This is a genomic window from Lacrimispora sp., from assembly GCF_047605665.1.
GTDB lineage: Bacteria > Bacillota > Clostridia > Lachnospirales > Lachnospiraceae > Lacrimispora.
Map to the genome: position 1 here is coordinate 82,004 of NZ_JASGFH010000008.1, position 20,110 is coordinate 102,113.

Genomic DNA, 20,110 nt, shown 5'->3' on the forward strand with positions numbered 1-20,110 from the left:
TTGCATGATATTACACTTTTCGATGTTGTTTTATTTTGTTTTTGCTGTTTTGTCTTCATTCATCTCATTCCTTCTTTACATTTAATCAGAATAATTATACAATATACTTATATACCAGTTGATTCTTATGGTTTTATATTGCATTTTATTTTAACATTGATTGTCATAAAGAAAGGAACATGCCCATGCTAGCAGTAACGAGGAAAGCCAGGATCAAAGATATTATTTTAGAAAAGAAAAGCATTACAGTGACCGAGCTTTCAAAGACGTTTTCCGTAACTGAGGAGACCATCCGCCGTGATTTAAAGCAGTTAGAGGACGACGGGTTTCTGACCAGAACATACGGCGGCGCTTTCATACAGGATGGGGTTGAAAATAACGTGGACTTAACCATCCGGGAAACCGCATATATGGAAAGCAAGCAGGCCATTGCAAAAAAATGCCTGTCCGTGATTCACAACGGAGATTCGATTTTCCTGGATGCCTCTACCACGGCACTTCAAGTGGCAAAAGCACTGCAGGGAATGCGGCTTACCGTAGTGACAAACTCCCTGCTGATCATCAACGAGCTTCATGATAAAGAGGACATCCGGCTCATTTCCATCGGAGGCTCCTATACTTCCAGAGATAAGGCCTTTGTGGGAAGCACCGCGATCCGCAATCTGGAATCCTTTTATCTGGATAAAACCTTTATGTCCTGCCGGAGCATTTCCATGGAACACGGGATCACAGATTCCAATGAAGCCATCGCATCCATACGCCAGACCCTGATGACCAGAAGCAATCACCTCTACCTCATTGCAGACCACTCAAAATTCGACAAAACCTCATTTATCCGTATATCCGGCTTTGAGGCCATCACAGGGCTGGTCACCGACAAGCAGATGAGCGTCCAGTGGAGGGAGTTCCTTAGAAAGAATAATATAGAGCTTTACGAAGCATCGGATTCATAGCCTGATTTGCCAAGAGGATGTCCCTTTCTTTTGAGACATCCTCTTTTCCTTTTCTATCTCACGGCCTGCTGTTTACGCCTCTTTGACTTTCAGAGCCTCTTCTTTTTTCCTGAATATTTCCTTTAACGAGGATTCATAAGGTGCTGTGGCGATGCCGTACTCCGTCACGATGCCGGAAATCAGATCATTGTCCGTCACATCAAAGGCAGGATTAAATACCTTTACGCCCTCCGGAGCCATCCGTTTTTTATACCACATTTCCACCACTTCCTCTGCGGGACGCTCCTCAATGTGGATTTCCCTGCCTGTAGGAGTGTTCATATCAATGGTGGATGTAGGGGCGCAGATATACATGGGAATTCCGTAGCGCTTGGCTGCCAGAGCCACCATGGAGGTGCCGATCTTGTTGGCTGTATCTCCATTGGCCGCCACACGGTCACAGCCTACAAACACGGCATTGACCCAGCCGTTTCTCATGACAGTGGCCGACATGTTGTCACAGATCACAGTGACATCAAGGCCTGACTCCTTTAATTCAAAGGAAGTCAGTCTGGCCCCCTGAAGAAGGGGTCTGGTCTCATCGGAAAAGATGCGAAAGCCATAGCCTTTTTCATGGCCTAAATACATGGGAGCCGTTGCTGTTCCATACTTTACGGTTGCAAGCTGGCCTGCATTGCAGTGGGTCAAAAGGCCGTCACCCGGCTTTACAAGGGATAAGCCGTATTCTCCGATCATCCTGCAGACCCAGATATCCTCTTCCCGGATTTCAACCGCTTCTTTATGAAGAAGCTCCACGATCTCTGCAATGGATTTCTCCTTATTTTTCAAAACCACCTGTTCCATGCGCCTAAGCGCCCATGATAAGTTGACGGCAGTGGGACGTGCGGAATCAAGGTATTCCTTGGCCTTTTTAAACTCTGCATAAAACTCATCAAAAGAATCCGCCTTGATCTCCCTTGACGCCAGATAGACACCGATCGCTGCCGCCACGCCGATGGCAGGCGCCCCTCTCACCTGGAGAAGGTAAATTGCATTCCAGATATCCTCCTGCTTTGTCAGGGAAAGGATTTCCGTATGGTACGGAAGCTGTGTCTGGTCTATGATCACCAGGGCGTTGTTTTCCTCATCAAGAGCAACCGTATCATAATCCATAATGGATTTTTTTGTCTCTTCGCTCATTTTTTCCTCCTAAATGAATGCACAGATATGCCTGCCTTAAAACGTGCTCACTGCCTCGTTGATCGCCTTTAAGTAATCGGCTCCGCAGCGGAAGCTGTGACGGTTCAGTATGTAATTCTTAGCCAGGGTGATGATGATTTTTTCAGCTCTGGCCCGCTTTTCCTCATCGGGAATTCTGGTGATGTCAATGACATTGGCCATTCCCACGGTCCGGCGGATGGATTCCAGTCCTGCCACGCCTGCTGTGTCGGAAAGGATTCCTTCCAGATACCACGCCTTAAAGCCCGGCACCTTTGCCATGGTTTCCGTCACATACTCATCAAACACCTGATTATATTTTTCAATGAACATATCCACAATATCGGAAATGGTGGTTAAGCACCAGCCGCAGAACTCTTCTTTTTCCTTCTCATCCTCTATGGTGGCATCGCCGTTGCACCATGCAAAAAACATGTTTGCAATGATATTGCCCACATCGTAGCCCATAGGGCCGAAAAAGGCGAATTCCGGGTCAAAGATGTAAGTGTGTTCTTTGTTGATAAACACGGAACCCGTATGCAAATCCCCGTGAATCAGGGACTGGGCGTTGTTCATGAATTCAAATTTCAGCTTGGCAGCTTCCAGATGAAGGGCCTCATCTTCATACAGTTCCTTTTTTACAAACTCTGCGTTTGGCGGAAATACATTGTTTCTGCGGTTATAATCGATAAAGGGCTCGCTGTATACCAGATCCTCGGTGATCTCACAAAGGTCGGGATTGACAAAGCTTTTGACCAGTTCCTTTTTCTCCTTATGCCCCATGACAATATCCGTTGTCCGCAAAAGGGAATTGGCCATAAAAGTGGTCACATGGTCTGCAAACCTTGGATAAATCTCATGCTTTAAGAGAGCAGTACGCATCATGGTGTGGCCAATCATGTCTTCCATGATCATGGCACACATGGTTCCGTCATATAAATACACTTTGGGAACCAGCCCCGGTGCATAGGAATCCTGGATTCCCAGAATCTTCGCCTCAATTCTTCCCCGGTCCGTGGAAACATGCATTTCCGCTGAAATACGAAGGGCCTCTCCTGCCTGCTTGACGATGATGGTTTTCCCGCTTGCCGGGTCTTTTACCCGGAATACATAGTTTAAGTTCCCGTCTCCGATCTCCTTGCACTCCAGACTGGCAGACTCATCAAAATAGGAAAGCTTCTCCTGAACATACCCCGGTACATCTTCCGCTTTCATCAAAAAATAAGTATCGTATTTAGACATTCCTGTCACCTTCCCCTGATCATTATCATGCTTTTGTTGTTAGTTTACATTTTTCGCCTTGCCGCTTGCATAGGTCATGGCAAGGGCGATGGCAAGAACCGCTCCTTTGATGATGTTCATGGCGTAATAAGGCACTGACATCATAATGAGGCCGTTTTCCAGCATACCCACCAGCACTGCTCCTGCAAAGGTTCCAAAGGCATTGGCCTTTCCTGCACCCAATACGGAAAAACCGATATAAGCTGCACATACGGAAGGCATTAAGTATGCATCACCCGCTGAAATCTGAGCCGTTCCCACACGGGCTGCCAGACAGATTCCGCCGACGGAGGCAAAAGTGGCTGACAAAAAGTATGCCAGAATTTTATACTTTGACACCGGAATGCCGGAAAGCTGGGCTGCCTCAGGGTTTCCGCCAACTGCATACATATATCTGCCGTGCTTCGTATAGTTTAAGAAAAAGTACGCAAACAGCACCACGCAGATCATAATGACGATCAGCCACGGCTCTTTTCCCAATGCCCGGAAAGCTTCCGGAACAAGGCCCGGCGCCTGGGTTCCATCGGGACGGGTCATTCGCTCGGTGATGGCTCCGCCTCTGGAATAGGTCATGGAAACGCCCTGATACATGAACATGACGGAAAGGGCCGCAACCATATCGGGTATTTTGAATTTAACGATCAAAACGCTGTTGATCACTGCAACGCTCAAGCAAATGAGCACTGTGAGGATGATGGAAAGGCCCATGTTCATGTTGCGCCATACAAAGCAGGTCATAACAAAAACGTTTGCAAACTGGGCTGTCGCTCCAATGGAAAGATCCATACCGTTTACCGCCAGAGCAAACGTAAGGCCCGTTGCAATGATGGTGGTAATGGATACCGCCCGAAGAATCGTAATCATATTGGACTGGGTCAGAAACATGCTCGTTCCCGTATCCTTACTCCAGTTTCCGAATGTGAACAAAATGAACATGATGAGCATGGTTGCAATGGTGCCCCATTTTGTCACAAAGTCTCCGGCATTCCTTTTCTTTTTTACCTTTTCTGCCCCAGACATATCATTTACCTCCTGTGGAATAGTAAAGCAGTTCTTTTTCGTTGGTATCCGCGGCCTTCAGCTCTTTGATGATCTCTCCGTCATACATGACGTAAATGCGGTCACAGATACTTAATATTTCCTGGAATTCGCAGGTAGCATAAATGATACCTTTTCCTTTGGCTGCCAGTCCCTCGATCAGCTCATACATATCCTGCTTGGCCCCCACATCAATCCCTTTGGTGGGCTCGTCAAAAATGTAAACTTCCGAATCCTTATTCAGCCACTTTCCAACCACTACCTTCTGCTGGTTTCCTCCGGAGAGCAGGGCAACGACCCGGTTTTCTGACGGGGTCTTGATTCCAAGGTCCCGTATCATGCCTCTGGCATCCTCTTTTTCCCGTTTCCTGTTTACCACGGAAAAACGGCTGGTATACTTCTCCATGGCTGCAACGGAAATGTTGGATACAACCGGGTCCGTAATCAGGACGCCTTCCTTTCTCCGTTCCTCAGGAACCAGAGCCAGACCGTTCTTCACCGCCTGGGTGGGGCCTTTTGCCCTGATCACTTTCCCGTTCAGCTTCATGGTGCCGCCTGCATGCTGGTAAGCGGAAAACAGGGTTTTGCAAAGCTCTGTCTTTCCTGCGCCCACCAGCCCTGCCACACCGATGATTTCTCCTTTACAGACGGTCATGGTGATATTTTTTACTTTCCCTTCCTTTTCCGTCAGGTTTTCTATTTCAAGCAGCGGCCCGCCGATCTTACATCTCTTCCTTATGTAATTGTCCTCATAGCTGCGGCCCAACATATATTCCACAAGAGTATTCACTTCCAGTTCCCTGGAGAGGGGCAGATTGGTCACCAGTTTGCCGTCCCTCATAATGGTAATGGTTTCACAGATTTCATAAAGTTCACTTAAGCGGTGGGAAATAAACACCACTCCTACATTCTCTTTTGCCAGCTCCCGCACCACCCGGAACAGTTCCATCGTCTCGGAATTGGAAAGGGGGGCCGTCGGCTCATCCAAAATCAGGAACCGGCACTTTTCCGCCACACATCTGGCAATGAGAACCATCTGTTTCTGCGCGAGAGTCAGTCCTGATACCTGTTTGTTCACATCCACATCTACATTTAACTTCTTTAATACGGTTTCTGCTGCCTGTCTGATCTCTTTCCAGTGCACGATCTGTCTGCGCCCCATCTTATTGACCAGGGTGTTGAACATTACATTCTCAGCCACGGACAGATAGGGGATCAGCGCGGTGTCGACCTCCTGAAATACGATTTCTATTCCAAGATTTTTCGCGTCTTTGGGGCACCGGATTTCCACCGGTTCCCCTCCAACGTGAATTTGTCCTGTATAATGCGTATTGACGCCGGCAAGCACTTTCATCAGGGTAGACTTACCGGCGCCGTTGGCACCCACCAGCGCATGAATCGTACCACTTGTCAGACTAAAATCAACTCCATCAAGGGCTTTTACCCCAGGGAATTCGATGGATATATCTTTCATTTCAAGTTTTACTTCATTCATGGCATCTTTTCCTTACTATGTAATGGACGCGGAGCACTTACGCTTATTCTGTATAAGCTCCCTTGATTGCATCATTGTATAAAGCGTTAGGATCTTCTGCATCGCCCCAGCCGTCAATAATGGTTCCCAAATCTCCCATGGTGGTCTGAGCGGTGAGCTGAGTTGTTAAAATGTTGCTGGCATCCAGGTTGAAATAGTCAGGTGTCTCTTCTCCCATGAATTTTAAAGCCAGAAGACGGACATCCACGATACCGATCAGCTTAGGATCAACGGCTGCGGTAGATTTCCATACGTCAGGATTCTTAACCATGAGCTGAATGTCATCGTTTGATACGTCAATGGTGTACATAGGGATATCGGTCCGTCCTGCATCGTTTAATGCCTGAAGAACGCCCTTTGCCAGCTCATCGTAGCAGCCCCAGATAGCATCTACAGAACCTTCCGGATATTTAGGAAGAATAGCTGCTGTCTTGTTGGTCATATCGCCGCGGGCATTGGCGGAATCAGATGGTGCAATCACTTCTAAAGTCTGGATCTTGCCTTCTGCTTCCAGCTTGGTATAGATTTCGTTACGTCTGTCAAGAGGAGGGATTCCAGGGCCCATGAAGGTCTTTAAAACTTTCATAGGATAGGTTCCGCCATTTGCTTCAAACTCTTCCATCATGTAGCCAAGAGAAAGCTCGGCCAGTGCCTGGTCATTCTGAGCAGTGGAGGTCACTCCTTCAAGAAGCTCACCGCTTGCATCGCCGCCCTTAAATGGCATGGTATCAAAGGTTACAACTTCCATACCCTTGTCTCTGGCAGGTTTTAACATCTCATAGGAATAGGATAACTGTCCGTGAGATACGATAATTCCGTCATAGTCCTTTGAAATAACCTGGGCTACGGTCTCCTGGGCTCTTGCGTCATCTCCGTCTGTTACAAAGGTGTCAACAGTCCAGCCAAACTTCTTTCCTTCAGAAACACAGCCATCCAAAAACTGCTGGGTGTGGTCTCCTGCTGCCAGGTTACGCACAACAGCGATCTTCTTTCCTGCCAAGGAAACGGAAGGCTGCGCCTCTCCTGTCTTCTCTGCCGCAGTTGTCTGGGCCTCAGTCTTAGCAGCTTCTGTCTTCGCCTCTGTCGTTGCCGGTGCGGCTGTGCCGCTGCTGCCGCATGCAGTTGCGGACAATACCATTGCCGCTGCAAGCACCATTGCTAACTTCTTTTTCATAAATTAAACCTCCTTTAAAATATAAAATATAGTTTTCTATTCCGGACACATTTTCCTGTCCTTCCTGTAAAAATTGTAGCATATTGTACCTGTTTTTTCAATATTTTTATTTGATTTTATTTATTTATTTTGTTTTCTATTGTATTTAGTTGTTGTTTTTGTTGTTTTATGTCTTATTTTCGAGGTTGTTTTCTATATTATACATATTCTTCCATTTTTCCCATTTTAAAAAATTACTAAATGAGCAACAAATATTTATAACCGGACTTATTCATGCAGTATTTATGTTTACAGTGATACTGTAAATACAAAAATAGCCGCCATTGCTGGCGGCATAAATTACAGGATCGTTTTTCTGCGTTTTGGTAATCCCGTTATACTTTCGTTTATAAGTATCCGGATGTTCCACTTTTTCATAAATAATCTGAATTCGTTTTCAGGTCTTTATTTCTTATTTGATAAACTTTTGTGCGCCTAAAACAAATAAATCATGTCTTTTCTGAGTGATTATATCCTCCTCTTCCTGCCAGACCTGAAAAATACAGTCATGATGCGCAAGCATTATCTGGCACAATTCATCAGCACTATAATCCCGCTCTGTACAGAGATTCAAATTTTCAATTAAACGCTTATCCAGCGTTTGATTATAGTCATTCTTATACTCATAGCCGGGCTTATAAACTTTATCAATGCACCTTTTATTTTGATACATTCGGCATGGGCGGCAAATATCATCACCGTCTATTGTTAATTGCAGTTGAATCTGATGATTTTTGATGATTTCATTAGCAGCCTTATAAAAGTCATGCCCCATGTTTTCATCAGGGACGAAAACTTCTATTCCTGAACCATATAATTTTATGATATCCATAAAATGATGCGGTTTAATAATGATATCCGGCATATTTACCTCTATTCTGTGGCACGGCTTCACGCCACAAAGATTTGATGAAAACCCATTTTTCTTTAGCCTTATTATATCAGAGAACACCTTAAAAGTCCCATGCATATTTTATCGCTGATGATATAATAAATAACGCTTCTCTACAAAGAAAATAATACCCTGCAGACTGGACAGTGAAAAAACTGTTCCTGCCTGACAAGGTATTATCTCCCACTTTTTCTGTTATCGAAAAACGCTTAAATCATTGATAAGTATTCCGCCACATCTTCCACAACAATCGAAGCTACTGCCTGAATATCATCATCTGCACTGTACAGAGTAGCACCGCCATAATCCATTATCATCTTCACGTCATTGGCGCTGTCACCGATAACCCTTATTTCATCAAATCCGCCCCAGTACTTTGAAATCCAATCCACCGCAGCAGACTTGTCCACCCCCTTTGCCACAATATCTCCGTTCCACACATTAGGATAAGCGGATATTAAAGGAAAACGGTCATTGAGCAGGCTGCACAGCTCCTTGATCCAGGTTTTATCCTTCCTGCGCCGGTGGATTTGTACGATCTCCTTAAGACAGTGAATCTGATCTATGGAAATCTGTCCGTCACTGGGCTTTTGGGTGGTGCTGCCTGAGCCGGAAAGCACGTTTACCTTGCCGTTTCGCATGGATACGCCGCTCCCTTCATCGCCGAGGCCGTGAAGAAACAAAAGCACCTCCCTGGCCGTCTGATCGTCTATGGTCCTGCAAAACAGCTCCTTTCCTGCTCCATCCAGAATCAGAGCTCCATTATTGAGAATGAGAGCATCGGGCCTCAGAGAATACTTCTCCAGAAGCAGCTTAAGAGAAGACTCATTTCGCCCTGTGGCAAGGACAAACCAGTTTCCTGCCGCCTGCCATTTGCTGACCGCCTTCAAGTTTGCAGCACTGACAGAACTGTCCACATACAGGGTCCTGTCAAAGTCACTTACCGCACATTTCATCTCCTTCTCTCATCTCCTTTCCTCTGCAAAATACACTGACCAGATTCAAATCCTCATCTACAATAGTAAAATCCGCATCCTTGCCGGGAGCAATGCTTCCCTTCCGGTCATCCAGATGAATATACCGGGCCGGATTCAAGCTGGTCATCCTCATAATATCAAACCAGTCCACCCGCGTATGGCGGGCCATGTTCTGAATGGAGCCTATATAACTCAGTTCCACATCCTTAACCGCATGATAATCCCTGGGATCAATCCATTCCTCCCTGCCGTCATAATGGGCAATTCGGACCTTATCCCCATCCTTTATAAACTTTATTTTCCTCACATAATGGTCAAATTCCGTCTGTGTCTGGGCAAGGCCGCTGCAGTCAGTGGTCATGATGATCCGTCCGCTGCCCTTAATCCGGTAAGCGATGTCAAAGGCCTCATGGGATACCGTCATGCCTGTCTGTTTGGCAAATTCACACATCATATCATCGAAATACAGGGCAGCTCCCGCCACTCCCAATTCCCTGTGGTGAAACCCCCGCATTCCGCTGAAGGTATGGGTAAATCCTCCCACACCCGCATCCTTAATCTCCTTAATCTGGTCAAAAGTGGCTGCGCTGTGTCCAATAGAGGTCTGAATACGATGGCTTTTGCAAAATTCCAGCACCTCCCTGGCCCCCTCCAGCTCTACGGCAATGGTCATGTACCGGCAAAGCTCCTTGTTCCGGAAGGTGTTATAAAGCTCTTCCATGACATTAAGACTTGGCAGAATGCAGCATTCTTCCCGCTGCATCCCCCGGTACTGGGGGTTGATAAAAGGCCCTTCCAAGTGAACTCCCAGCATCTCTGCCCCGGCATAACCCGCCTCATACGCTTCATCGGCAGCCTCAATAGACCGCTTGATCTCCGGCAATGTATCGGCTCCCGAAGCGGCCAGATAAGAAGTGACCCCTGCATAAGGAAGGGTGCGGCTCATCTCTTTTAACGCCCCGGCACTCTTTTCAAACCAGAAAGAGCCTGTAGCCCAGCCGTGAATATGAATATCAATAAATCCAGGCAAAACCACAAAATCGGAAAAATCCTCATAAGACCCGTCAAATTCCTCATGCAAAGCCTTGACCTTTCCATCTTCAATCTCTAAAAATCCATCAAATTCCTCTTGTTCAAGTATGATATGCTTTGAATAAATGATCATAATCCACCTCTTTTCATGTCCGGCTTTAAAACGAAAGGGAATGCTGCAAAATACTGCCACATCCCCTTTTCTATCTCAATACATCCCCTCTGCGGTCAAACCTTACTTATATCACCGCATGTTCTTATGATTCCAGCTTTTCCTTCAGCGCTTTTGCTGTCTCTATGGCCTTCTCTGCCATCTCCCTGGCGAGAACGCTGCACTGTCCCGTGTAGCTGGCAGGATCGATCATGGACTTCAATTCCTCTGCCGTAAACATGGAAGACAGGGTCTCATCCTCTATCAGCACATCGTAATAGTCCTTTCCATCCAGCTCCACCTTCATGGCTTTTTCATACATGAGCTCATGGGCTTTGTCTTTTCCAAGCTTTTCAGCCACATTCATCATCACGAATTCACTGTTATCCAGGCCTTTATTTAAGTTCACATTTTTCAGCATCCGCTCTTTGTTAATATGAAGGGTCCGGCTCAGCTCTTCAGCCCGGATTAACACCTCTGTGGCCAGCTCCAGCCCTTCTTCCATAATTCCGTCAAACAGCATATAAGAACTGCTGTCCCCTTCAAACATCCGCACGGAGGAATAGAGCCCTGTGGCGGGAAGGGAATAAAGCTTCTGGGAATTAGCGATAATTCCTTTGGCGAGCTTGGGGTTGATTTTCTGGGGCATGGTGGAGCTGCCTATGGTTCCCGGAGTAAAGGATTCACTGACCTCGGAAAACTCTTCAATTCCCGTATAGTAAACCTCTTCTGCCATTTTGTGAAGGGTGTTGCACACCAGACATAAATTCATCAGATATTCAATCTTCATCTGGCACATATTCCGGCTTGGAACATCCATGGACCCCATGCCCAGTTTATGGGCAACACGGTCCTGAACCTTGCGGCCTGCAGAACCGGTGGCATGAAAGCCTCCTGCCGCTCCTCCCATCATGGTCACAAATACCCGCTTCTCACTTTCCTCCAGACGCTCCAGCGTGCTCAAAAGCTCGCTGATCCAGACAGAAACCTTATAACCGTAAGTAATGGGTATGGCATGCTTTCCATGAGTCCTTCCGGACATGACCGTATCCGCATTATCCTGGGCCAGCTTTCCTAAATTCGTCAGAATATCTCCTAGAAAGCTTTTAAAAATGGAATTCACCTGCTTGGTCATATAAAGCTGAGAAGTCTGCTGTATGTTCTGGGTGGTGACCCCGTAATGAACATACTTTCCGCCCTCTTCTCCCGCTGCCTTTACCAAAACCTTGACAAATGGGACAAAGCCGTGTCCTACCTTGGCTTTAATCCGCTTCATTTCCTCCAAGTCCAGGTCTTCAAAGCGGACCGCCGCAATATCCTTAGCAGCTTCCATGGGTATGAAGCCTTCCTCTGCCTGGGAAAGGGCCAGAGCAGCCTCCACTTTCAGCCAGGTTTCATACTTGGCCGCTTCGCTTAACAGCTTTTTAACTCCTCTGTCATCCAGTCCACTTTTTGAATCATAAAAAGCTCTCATCCTCCACCTCCTATTTCTTTAGGGCATCATCGACGGCGTGACGTACAAATTCCACGTGAGGCCCGAATACAACATGAATGTGATTGGCTGACGGGAAGAAAATACCTGCGCAGCCGGAATCTTTAATTTTTATCTGATCTACCAGAGCCGGGTCCTTTAAGTCAATACGAAGCCGGGAAATACAGTTTTCCACGCTTAAGATGTTCTCCTTGCCTCCCAGACCCTTGATAACAACTTCCGCAATGGCCGGCCAGTTCTTTTCCTTTAACAGAACGCTTGCGGATTCTTCAATCTCAAACTCTTCCCGTCCCGGTGTTTCCAGATTGAATTTTTCGATAAACCATTTGAACACAAAGTAAAATACTACAAAGTTTCCGATGCCTAAAAGAACCAGGTTAATCCAATTGGTATTTTCATATAAGAGCCCGAAAATTCCAAAGTCAAAAATCGTACCGCGGATATAACCGATGGAAATGTGAAGCATCTGGTAAGGAATAGCACCGATACCGCTCATAACACAGTATAAAATAAAGAGCTGCGGTGAAATAAACAGGAATGAGAATTCCAGAGGCTCTGTGATATTTCCTAAAAATGCAGTCAGACAGCAGGTCAGGATAACACCTTTTGCAATCTTTCTGTTCTTTAAGAAAGAGGTGCGGTACATGGCTAAACCGACAGCCGGCACACGGAATAAGGTTGTCAGCATCTGTGCGCCTCCCAGATAGCTGGTGAGGGTAGGCATGAGCTGTCCCCAGTACTCACTGGTGGGCCCTAAGTTAAATAAAACTTCATTGGTTGCATTTAAGATTCCCACATACTCGGTTCCATTGATCATATACGTTCCGCCGGCTTCGGTAAAGCGGACGATGGAAGCCAGAACGTGATGGAGTCCGAAAGGAATCAGCGCACGGTTTAAAGCGTAATAAACGGCATTTCCTATGTAAGGAGTTGTGAAGATAAAGGAAATGCTGATAAGGAAATTGGTCAGCATATTCCAGAATACCGGAATGATCAGACCGATGGGGATCATCAGTGCAAAGGTGATGATCGGAATGGATTTCTTTCCCCCAAAGAATGCGAATGCCAGAGGAAGCTCCAGACGGTAGAACCGGTCCGCCACCTTGGCAGCCGTCAGACCTGCGATGATGCCTCCCAAGGCCTCAATCTTTAATGTCTGGATTCCCAGAACCGTACCCTGTCCCACCTGAGCCGCAACATCCGCCTCAGCCAGAGTTCCTGTCTGCTTTAAGTAAACACTCATTACCACGTTCAGTGTCAAATACCCCACGACAGATGCAAAAACTGCAATTCCTTTTTCATTTTTTGCCATGCCTTGAGCAACGCCCATGGCAAACAGCAGCGGAATATTGTTAAAGATAATACTTGTAATCGTTTGCAAACTGGACAAAACAAGCTTTAAAATATCATTTCCAAAAATCGGAAACTTCTCCACCATGTAAGACTGGCCAAGTGCACTACAAATACCCATAACCATACCGATCGGTGCAAGAACTGCGATAGGTAAAAGCAGTGAGCGTCCAAATATCTGGATACTGTCTTTCCAGCTAGACTTTTTATTTCCCATATTTTTTCCCTTCCTTTGTTATGACATTGTGGTTTTAAGGCGCGTCTTAAACTTATACTCATTATGACAAACTTTTCTGGACGCTTCAAGGCAAAAAAGGTACATTTTATTGTTGCGTTTAGTTGCCTTTAAATTTATAATAAAACCATCACACAATGCAGGTATGGGAGGGATTATATTATGGGATTGAGCTACAGTGATTTAAATCTGCTGCGCTTTATACAAAAGAGGCAGAGAATTTCCTTATCAAAGGCCGCTCTGCAATTTGAAAAGGATGAGATATCCATACGGCGGACCGTTGACCGGATCAACCTCTTTTCCTTAAAGCCATTAGTGGAAATAAAAAAAGGCTTCTGTTTAAGCCGTTTAAACTACAAGGAATTCGTGGATTTCATCCAGCAGATCACCATGGAAGACTACGCCAGCTCCCATATCGAGCGAATCCGGGTCATGATTGTGACCATTTTCTTTCACGGTTATGTCAATGCCTCTTCCCTGTATGAGAATTGGGGTATTTCCCTTACCACAAAAAAGCAGGATACCGCTTACTTAAGACAGCTTCTGGAAGAACAGGGCCTTAAGCTTTTGACCTTAAAGAAAAAAGGGCTCACGATTGAAGGGGATGAGCTGCAGCTTCGCTTTCTCGTCCTCAATATCCTTCATCCTCTTTTGGAGTTTACAGCAGAAAACCGGATTGAAGCCCGTTATGCCAACACTCCCTTAGAAAAGCAAAGCTACCATCTGGCCGATGATTATTTACAGCCAGTTTCCAGCCAGGCAGTGAACCAGTTGACTTCCTTTTTGACCGAATATCATCTATCCCTCAATTATCCTTCCAAAAAGTTTCTGCTCCTGTTTATCTGTATTATGGAAATCCGTCCCGTCAGGGATTCCATGGAATTTTCCTACCGGCTGCCCCTGGCGCCTTTGAACATTCATTTTACTGACAAGCCCCTGGAAAATAAGCTGTACAATGTGGCTCTCAGCATGATGAATTTTTACAGCAGTCCTGACTTTCCCATGGACAACCGCTTAAGGCATACCACAGAACAGTTTGCGGAACAGGTGGTCAATCACTTAAAGAATCCCTTTGCACTCCAGGAGGAATTCATCCAGGAGCTTTACAATTACTTTTACCGGGAAATCACACTGAACCATTTTCACTGTACCTTTGTGGACAAGACTGTAGAAAATACGAGAGAGCAGTTTTCAGACCTGTATGAAACCATACGGAAGTATGAGGTGTATTTTAAGGCAGCCTACAACTTTTCCTTTATGGATGAGCACCTCTCCTCCCTGACGCTGCTGGTGCAGAAGCACGTTCTGCGCAACCGCACCGTAAGCCGTCAGCATAAAAAAATCGTGGTAATGACCAGCATCAATTTTGAGCGGGTCAGCTTCTTTCTGGAAGAGATCAAGGAATACGTGGAGCTGCAGTGGATAGGCATTCTCAATATTAATGAAATCCATGAGTTAAAAAACCTGGACTATGACTACATCTTCTGCTTTTCCTCCCGTATTTATAACATGCTTTACGGGCAAAGCCTTCCTGTCATCCATATCAATTTCTTTGTGGGCAGCAGTGATGTGGAAAATCTCCTGACTTATGGGTTTTCAACCCGCAAGCACCGGTTTTTAGCCGCCCGCTTTGTATCGGAGCTGGGCGGAAAGAGCGAGTCTGAGATGGAGGCCTATTTAAAGGAGAATTACGGGGACCATTTCGTGTGACAAGTCCCTTAAAGCAGCTTTAAAATGGGCTCTCCGATCATTCCCTCGGCTTTGCTTAAGCCAAAGTTTTCCACAGCCGTCACCCCTACCACGGCAAAGGTGTTCTGCTCTTCTATTTCCCCGCAATCAGTATAAGACGGAGAATATGCCAGCAGCGGCACCTTTTCCCTGGTGTGATCGCTTCCTTTATAGGTTGGATCGTTGCCGTGATCTGCTGTGATCATCAAAAGATCATCTTCTCCCAAAAGCGGCAGAAGCTCGCCCAGCTTTTCATCAAACCGTTCCAGCTCCGCGCCGTATCCGGCTGCATCTCTCCGGTGTCCCCACAATGCATCAAAATCCACCAGATTGGTAAAGCACATCCCGGTAAAATCTCTTTTTGCGATTTCTATCGTCTGTTCCATGCCGTGAACGCTGCTCTGGGATTTATTTCCTTCCGTCAGCCCTTCGCCGTCAAAAATATCATAGATTTTGCCTACGCTGATCACTTCAAGACCGGCATCCTTTAACACATTCAAGGCAGTGTTTCCAAAAGGCTTCAAGGCGTAATCATGGCGGTTAGCAGTTCTTTTAAACTCGCCCTTTTTCATGCCGACATAGGGCCTTGCGATGACTCTGCCTACCTTCCATTCATCTCTTAAAGTCAGCTCCCTGGCAATCTCACAGCAACGGTAAAGCTCCTGAAGGCCAAAGGTTTCCTCGTGGGCGCATATCTGCAAAACCGAATCCGCAGAAGTGTAGACGATCATGTCCCCGGTAGCGATCTGGTGCTCTCCCAGCTCATCCATGATTTCTGTACCGCTGGCAGATTTATTTCCCACGATCTTGTGTCCGGTGCGCTTTTCCAGCTCATCCAGCAGCTCTTTGGGAAAGCCCGTTTCCGTAAAGGTCTGGAAAGGCTTTGTGATGTAAAGTCCCATCATCTCCCAATGGCCTGTCATGGTGTCTTTTCCCACACTGGCTTCATTGAGCTTTCCATAATAGGCCAGAGGCTTTGCAACAGGCTTTACATGATTTAAGGAACACAGATTCCCCAAACCAAGCTTTTCTAAATTAGGCAGTGAAAGATGGCTTACCGAAGCATCGATATGGCCCAGGGTATTGCTGCCCTCATCTCCGTACCGGGCTGCATCAGCCATTTCCCCTATTCCCAAAGAATCAATAACTATGACAAAAACTCGTTTAAATCGTTCCATATTTCCTCCTTGAGACTGATTTCAAGTATCCTGTCTTCATTATACAATTCTATAGGACTTTTGCAAGGCTTTTTCCAAATCATTCATGTTTATAACACGAACATCTTCGCCACCATAAGCTCATTCATATCCTCAGCCATATATGAAACGGTGTAATCATTTAACATCTTCACACCCGGATAAAAGGAGGCGCGCAATGCATCAAAGTGGTCTTTGAAATTGATCTCAAGCTCTATGGGGCCGGGCACATCCAGGTGGCATTTGTCTTTATTCATGAGCGCATGATAAGCGCCTTCACAAATCTTTTCCTGGGCCATCTCAGGCGCCAGATTGATGGTGGCATTTCCCAGGCCTTCTTTGACCGCTACGGCTGTGATATTGGGGTCATACTCATGTACATGGCCGCAAAGCGCCTTGTCTCCGCTGATGAATACGGAAGGCACTCCAAGTGACTGAGCGTAGTAGGCATGCATGAGAAATTCAGAAGCGATTTTACCATTGAACTTCACTGTATTATTGCGCCTGTTCATGGTGTGCGCCAGCGGATTGCCGTTAGAGCCTGCGGGCGCATGGTATCCCACAAACATCAGAGCATCGAAGGTGCTGTCCAGCCCGCAGACCATGGATGCAGGAGAAGGCCCCCAGCCGAATATAACCTTCACTTCTTTCGGAAACAGAGATAAATCCATGTTGCGGCCTGAATCATGGGAATCCTTAACATAAATCTCTGTAGCGCCTGCCTTAATAGCGCCTTTGCAGGCGGCTACGGCTTCCAGCGTCATCTCTCTGGCAATAGGGCCGTGCTCTATATCGCCTAAATTCGTGGAATTCCAGGAGGTTGCACCTGAAACGCCTTCTAAATCAACACTGATATACACTTTCATGAGCTTTCTCTTTTCTTTTATTTTTTAATAATCTTATACAATATATAATCAAAAAAACGGCACGAAAAATATTCTTTCTGCACCGTCACAAACCTGTATAAGTATATACAATGGTACCGGAAAAGTCAATGAAAAAAGCGGGACCTGTGCCTGAAATAAAGGTACAAATCCCACTTTTATAGACGCCAGCTCATCCCAGGCTGGTCTTCCATATCACTTTCAACAGTCTTTTCCTTTTAAGCCAGCTTTCCCTGCTGAATCTCTCCCCGGACACAATCCGCCGCTGCCTCGGCAGGAGCGGCGGAAATGTCAAAAGGATTTTATCAGGAAAGGATTTTCTCCAAATCAGGGAACACCTTTACGCTTCTTTTTAATATGCCTTTCATGTGGGCAATGGCAATGCCGTAATTGACAAAAGGAACCCCGGCATCCGCCGCACATTTTCTCCGGTATTCCATCTCCCGGTCATTAAGCATACAGCCGCCGCAGTGAATGACCAACTGGTAGGAAGAAATATCTTCCGGAAATTCCCGCCCCGAAGAGGTTTCAATGACCAGTTCCTTTCCCGTAAACTCCTTAAGCCAGCGCGGAAGCTTTACTGTGCCGATATCATCGCACTGCCTGTGATGGGTACAGCCTTCGGAAATGAGAATCTTATCCCCTTCTTTTAACGCGCTTAAAGCCGCCGACCCTTTCACCGCATCCTCTAAAAAGCCTTTATATCTTGCCATCAGAATCGAAAATGATGTGAGCAGAACATCTTCCGGTGTATCCTGATTCACCTGTTCAAATGCCTGGCTGTCCGTAATGACGAGGGCAGGCTTTTTCCCAAGGTGCTTGAAAGTCTCTTTCAGCTCCGTATCCCGTACCGCAACCGAAATCGCCCCTGCCTCTAAGACATCCCTCATGACCTGCTGCTGGGGCAGGATGATACGGCCCTTTGGCGCCGCACTGTCAATGGGGATGACCAGGACTACCAGATCATAAGGCTTTAACATATCACCTACCAGCCGCTTTTCCTTATCCCCCGTGTTGACAAGGGTCCCGATCCGTTCCTTTAACTCATGGATGAACAGACCCTTTTCCCCGCTGACGGAGAGGCCGTCTGAAAAATCCTGTTTTCCTGTTAAATCACATTTATTATAGGCTACGATATAAGGAATTTTCTTTTCTGCAAATATCCGCAGCAGCTCCTCATCAGCCTCTGTTTTTCCAAGGGTTCCGTCCACCACCAGCACAGCGCAGTCAGCCCTGTTTAAAATCTGTTTCGTCCTTCTTACCCGCATTTCTCCCAGAGCGCCTTCATCGTCAAAGCCAGGGGTGTCGATGATGACCACCGGACCTATGGGAAGAAGCTCCATGGATTTGTATACAGGGTCTGTGGTGGTGCCTTTGATTTCTGATACAACGGACATCTCCTGCCCTGTCACTGCATTGACAACTGTGGATTTTCCCGCATTGCGGCGGCCAAAAAAACCGATATGCACCCGCTCTGAGGATGGCGTTTCATTCAGTCCCATACTTATCACCTCATTTTTCTGTCAGTCCCAAATATTAAAAACGGAAGTCTCTGATTCCATTTTGTATTTTTTCCAGATGCTCTTCACAGATTAAACGAACCTTTTCCTTGGGAATGTGGTTTAATTCTGCGTCAATAAGGGCCTCGCCTATTTTTTTCGTGTCCTCGGAGGCGTAGTCCATTAAATATTCCTTTAAGGTCATAAGAGCGTTGGGCTGGCAGCAGTTTTGAATCTGGCCGCTTTTGCAAAGGCTCATAAAGCGGTCTCCGGTACGGCCCTCCCGGTAACAGGCAGTACAAAAAGATGGGATATAGCCCATGTCCATGAGCCAGTGAACCACTTCATCTAAGGAACGCTGGTCTGATACGTCAAACTGCTCCGTATCGGTAGGGCGGATTTCCTCCTGGTAACCGCCTACACTGGTTCTGGAGCCGCCGCTGATCTGGGACACTCCCAGACGGATCACCTTTTCCCTCACCTGCTGGCTCTCTCTGGTGGAAACGATCATTCCGGTATAAGGAACGGAAATCCGGATCAGAGCGCAGAGCTTTGCAAATATTTCATCATCAATTCCGTTGTCAAAAGCCTCAGGATCGATGTCATCGGCCTTTTTGATCCGGGGCACACTGATGGTGTGGGGACCGACTCCGTGAACAGCCTCCAGATGCTCGGCATGCATAAGCAGACCGGCAAATTCATACTGGTAAAGTTCCAGGCCGAATAAAACTCCCAGACCCACGTCGTCAATGCCGCCCTCCATAGCCCGGTCCATGGCCTCGGTATGGTAAGCGTAATTGTGTTTCGGTCCTGTGGGGTGGAGCTTTTCGTAGCTTTCCTTATGATACGTTTCCTGGAAGAGAATATAAGTTCCGATCTCCGCCTCTTTCAGCTTCCGGTAATTTTCTACCGTAGTTGCGGCAATGTTTATATTAACACGGCGGATGGCGCCGTTTTTGTGCCTGATGGAATAGATGGTTTTGATGCAGTCTAAAATGTATTCGATGGGATTATTGACAGGGTCCTCTCCAGCTTCGATGGCAAGACGCTTGTGTCCCATATCCTGAAGGGCAATGACTTCCTTCTCCACTTCCTCCAGAGTCAGCTTTTTCCTGGCGATGTGTTTATTTTTTAGGTGATAGGGGCAATAGGTACATCCATTGACACAGTAATTGGAAAGGTAAAGAGGGGCAAACATGACAATGCGGCTTCCGTAGAAATCTTTTTTGATCTGTTCCGCCAGACCATAGATTTCCTGTATTTTTTCGGGAATATTACAGGCCAAAAGCACAGAGGCCTCCCGGTGGGTCAGGCCCTTTCTCAGACCTGCCTTGGCAATGATCTGGTCAATGAGTTCCACATTGCTTTTGTTTTTTTCCGCATAATCAAGAGTTTCGAGAATTTCCTCATGGGAAATGAATTCTTCCGCTTTCAGCGATTTTGGATCATACATAGTGT

Annotated in this window: 16 protein-coding genes; 2 read left to right on the forward strand and 14 right to left on the reverse strand. The window is 46.5% G+C overall.

Annotation, left to right across the window (positions count from 1 at the left end):
* Positions 1–185 precede the first annotated feature (185 nt).
* Positions 186–953, forward strand: coding sequence for a DeoR/GlpR family DNA-binding transcription regulator (locus QM657_RS08410; RefSeq protein ID WP_415066168.1), 768 nt, complete (start codon positions 186–188; stop codon positions 951–953).
* Between the two features lie 72 nt (positions 954–1,025).
* Here the strand turns inward: QM657_RS08410 and mtnA are convergent, their stop codons facing one another.
* The 10 genes from mtnA to QM657_RS08460 form a co-directional block, all read right to left on the reverse strand.
* Positions 1,026–2,132 carry an S-methyl-5-thioribose-1-phosphate isomerase gene (gene mtnA / locus QM657_RS08415; RefSeq protein ID WP_415066169.1) on the reverse strand — a complete coding sequence of 369 codons (1,107 nt, stop codon included), beginning with the start codon at positions 2,130–2,132 and terminating at the stop codon, positions 1,026–1,028.
* Positions 2,133–2,168: 36 nt separating this feature from the next.
* On the reverse strand, positions 2,169–3,392 hold the full coding sequence (gene mtnK, locus QM657_RS08420; protein WP_415066170.1) for an S-methyl-5-thioribose kinase: 1,224 nt from the start codon (positions 3,390–3,392) through the stop codon (positions 2,169–2,171).
* A 39-nt stretch (positions 3,393–3,431) separates the two neighbouring features.
* A complete protein-coding gene (locus tag QM657_RS08425; protein WP_415066171.1) occupies positions 3,432–4,451 on the reverse strand; it encodes an ABC transporter permease in 1,020 nt (339 codons plus the stop codon).
* Between the two features lies 1 nt (position 4,452).
* Positions 4,453–5,964 (reverse strand): sugar ABC transporter ATP-binding protein, encoded by a 1,512-nt coding sequence (locus QM657_RS08430; RefSeq protein ID WP_415066172.1) that lies wholly within the window; start codon positions 5,962–5,964, stop codon positions 4,453–4,455.
* A 43-nt stretch (positions 5,965–6,007) separates the two neighbouring features.
* Positions 6,008–7,177, reverse strand: a complete 1,170-nt coding sequence (locus QM657_RS08435; RefSeq protein ID WP_415066173.1) for a substrate-binding domain-containing protein — start codon at positions 7,175–7,177, stop codon at positions 6,008–6,010.
* Positions 7,178–7,628: 451 nt separating this feature from the next.
* Entirely contained in the window at positions 7,629–8,081 is a 453-nt protein-coding gene (locus tag QM657_RS08440) for a hypothetical protein (protein WP_415066174.1), read from the reverse strand.
* Between the two features lie 236 nt (positions 8,082–8,317).
* Positions 8,318–9,064 carry an HAD family hydrolase gene (locus tag QM657_RS08445; RefSeq protein ID WP_415066175.1) on the reverse strand — a complete coding sequence of 249 codons (747 nt, stop codon included), beginning with the start codon at positions 9,062–9,064 and terminating at the stop codon, positions 8,318–8,320.
* Positions 9,045–10,250, reverse strand: coding sequence for an N-acetylglucosamine-6-phosphate deacetylase (locus QM657_RS08450; protein ID WP_415066176.1), 1,206 nt, complete (start codon positions 10,248–10,250; stop codon positions 9,045–9,047). The genes QM657_RS08445 and QM657_RS08450 overlap by 20 nt, the downstream gene beginning before the upstream one ends.
* Before the next feature lie 124 nt (positions 10,251–10,374).
* On the reverse strand, positions 10,375–11,742 hold the full coding sequence (locus QM657_RS08455) for an adenylosuccinate lyase family protein (protein ID WP_415066177.1): 1,368 nt from the start codon (positions 11,740–11,742) through the stop codon (positions 10,375–10,377).
* Between the two features lie 10 nt (positions 11,743–11,752).
* Complete coding sequence (locus tag QM657_RS08460; RefSeq protein WP_415066178.1) at positions 11,753–13,327, reverse strand: PTS transporter subunit EIIC; 1,575 nt, start codon at positions 13,325–13,327, stop codon at positions 11,753–11,755.
* A 180-nt stretch (positions 13,328–13,507) separates the two neighbouring features.
* Here QM657_RS08460 and QM657_RS08465 point away from each other — a divergent pair, with 180 nt between their 5' ends.
* Complete coding sequence (locus QM657_RS08465) at positions 13,508–15,055, forward strand: helix-turn-helix domain-containing protein (RefSeq protein ID WP_415066179.1); 1,548 nt, start codon at positions 13,508–13,510, stop codon at positions 15,053–15,055.
* A gap of 8 nt (positions 15,056–15,063) precedes the next feature.
* Here QM657_RS08465 and QM657_RS08470 read toward each other — a convergent pair whose 3' ends face one another.
* The 4 genes from QM657_RS08470 to hydG all read right to left on the reverse strand — a co-directional run bounded on the left by QM657_RS08470 (position 15,064) and on the right by hydG (position 20,105).
* Positions 15,064–16,251, reverse strand: coding sequence for a phosphopentomutase (locus QM657_RS08470; RefSeq protein ID WP_415066180.1), 1,188 nt, complete (start codon positions 16,249–16,251; stop codon positions 15,064–15,066).
* A gap of 89 nt (positions 16,252–16,340) precedes the next feature.
* Positions 16,341–17,135: a M55 family metallopeptidase gene (locus QM657_RS08475; protein ID WP_415066181.1), complete on the reverse strand. Its 795-nt coding sequence runs from the start codon at positions 17,133–17,135 to the stop codon at positions 16,341–16,343.
* A 323-nt stretch (positions 17,136–17,458) separates the two neighbouring features.
* Complete coding sequence (gene hydF / locus QM657_RS08480) at positions 17,459–18,655, reverse strand: [FeFe] hydrogenase H-cluster maturation GTPase HydF (RefSeq protein WP_415066182.1); 1,197 nt, start codon at positions 18,653–18,655, stop codon at positions 17,459–17,461.
* Between the two features lie 34 nt (positions 18,656–18,689).
* Positions 18,690–20,105, reverse strand: a complete 1,416-nt coding sequence (gene hydG / locus QM657_RS08485) for a [FeFe] hydrogenase H-cluster radical SAM maturase HydG (RefSeq protein ID WP_415066183.1) — start codon at positions 20,103–20,105, stop codon at positions 18,690–18,692.
* Between the last annotated feature and the right edge of the window lie 5 nt (positions 20,106–20,110).

What these genes read in the sequence shown, in the direction of transcription:
- QM657_RS08425 (WP_415066171.1), bottom strand. Translation starts at nt 4,451, where the DNA reads ATGTCTGGGGCAGAAAAGGTAAAAAAGAAAAGGAATGCCGGAGACTTT.
- QM657_RS08460 (WP_415066178.1), bottom strand. Translation starts at nt 13,327, where the DNA reads ATGGGAAATAAAAAGTCTAGCTGGAAAGACAGTATCCAGATATTTGGA.
- mtnA (WP_415066169.1), bottom strand. Translation starts at nt 2,132, where the DNA reads ATGAGCGAAGAGACAAAAAAATCCATTATGGATTATGATACGGTTGCT.
- hydG (WP_415066183.1), bottom strand. Translation starts at nt 20,105, where the DNA reads ATGTATGATCCAAAATCGCTGAAAGCGGAAGAATTCATTTCCCATGAG.
- QM657_RS08455 (WP_415066177.1), bottom strand. Translation starts at nt 11,742, where the DNA reads ATGAGAGCTTTTTATGATTCAAAAAGTGGACTGGATGACAGAGGAGTT.
- QM657_RS08430 (WP_415066172.1), bottom strand. Translation starts at nt 5,964, where the DNA reads ATGAATGAAGTAAAACTTGAAATGAAAGATATATCCATCGAATTCCCT.
- QM657_RS08435 (WP_415066173.1), bottom strand. Translation starts at nt 7,177, where the DNA reads ATGAAAAAGAAGTTAGCAATGGTGCTTGCAGCGGCAATGGTATTGTCC.
- QM657_RS08445 (WP_415066175.1), bottom strand. Translation starts at nt 9,064, where the DNA reads ATGAAATGTGCGGTAAGTGACTTTGACAGGACCCTGTATGTGGACAGT.
- QM657_RS08410 (WP_415066168.1), top strand. Translation starts at nt 186, where the DNA reads ATGCTAGCAGTAACGAGGAAAGCCAGGATCAAAGATATTATTTTAGAA.
- QM657_RS08450 (WP_415066176.1), bottom strand. Translation starts at nt 10,250, where the DNA reads ATGATCATTTATTCAAAGCATATCATACTTGAACAAGAGGAATTTGAT.
- mtnK (WP_415066170.1), bottom strand. Translation starts at nt 3,392, where the DNA reads ATGTCTAAATACGATACTTATTTTTTGATGAAAGCGGAAGATGTACCG.
- QM657_RS08470 (WP_415066180.1), bottom strand. Translation starts at nt 16,251, where the DNA reads ATGGAACGATTTAAACGAGTTTTTGTCATAGTTATTGATTCTTTGGGA.
- QM657_RS08440 (WP_415066174.1), bottom strand. Translation starts at nt 8,081, where the DNA reads ATGCCGGATATCATTATTAAACCGCATCATTTTATGGATATCATAAAA.
- QM657_RS08475 (WP_415066181.1), bottom strand. Translation starts at nt 17,135, where the DNA reads ATGAAAGTGTATATCAGTGTTGATTTAGAAGGCGTTTCAGGTGCAACC.
- hydF (WP_415066182.1), bottom strand. Translation starts at nt 18,655, where the DNA reads ATGGGACTGAATGAAACGCCATCCTCAGAGCGGGTGCATATCGGTTTT.
- QM657_RS08465 (WP_415066179.1), top strand. Translation starts at nt 13,508, where the DNA reads ATGGGATTGAGCTACAGTGATTTAAATCTGCTGCGCTTTATACAAAAG.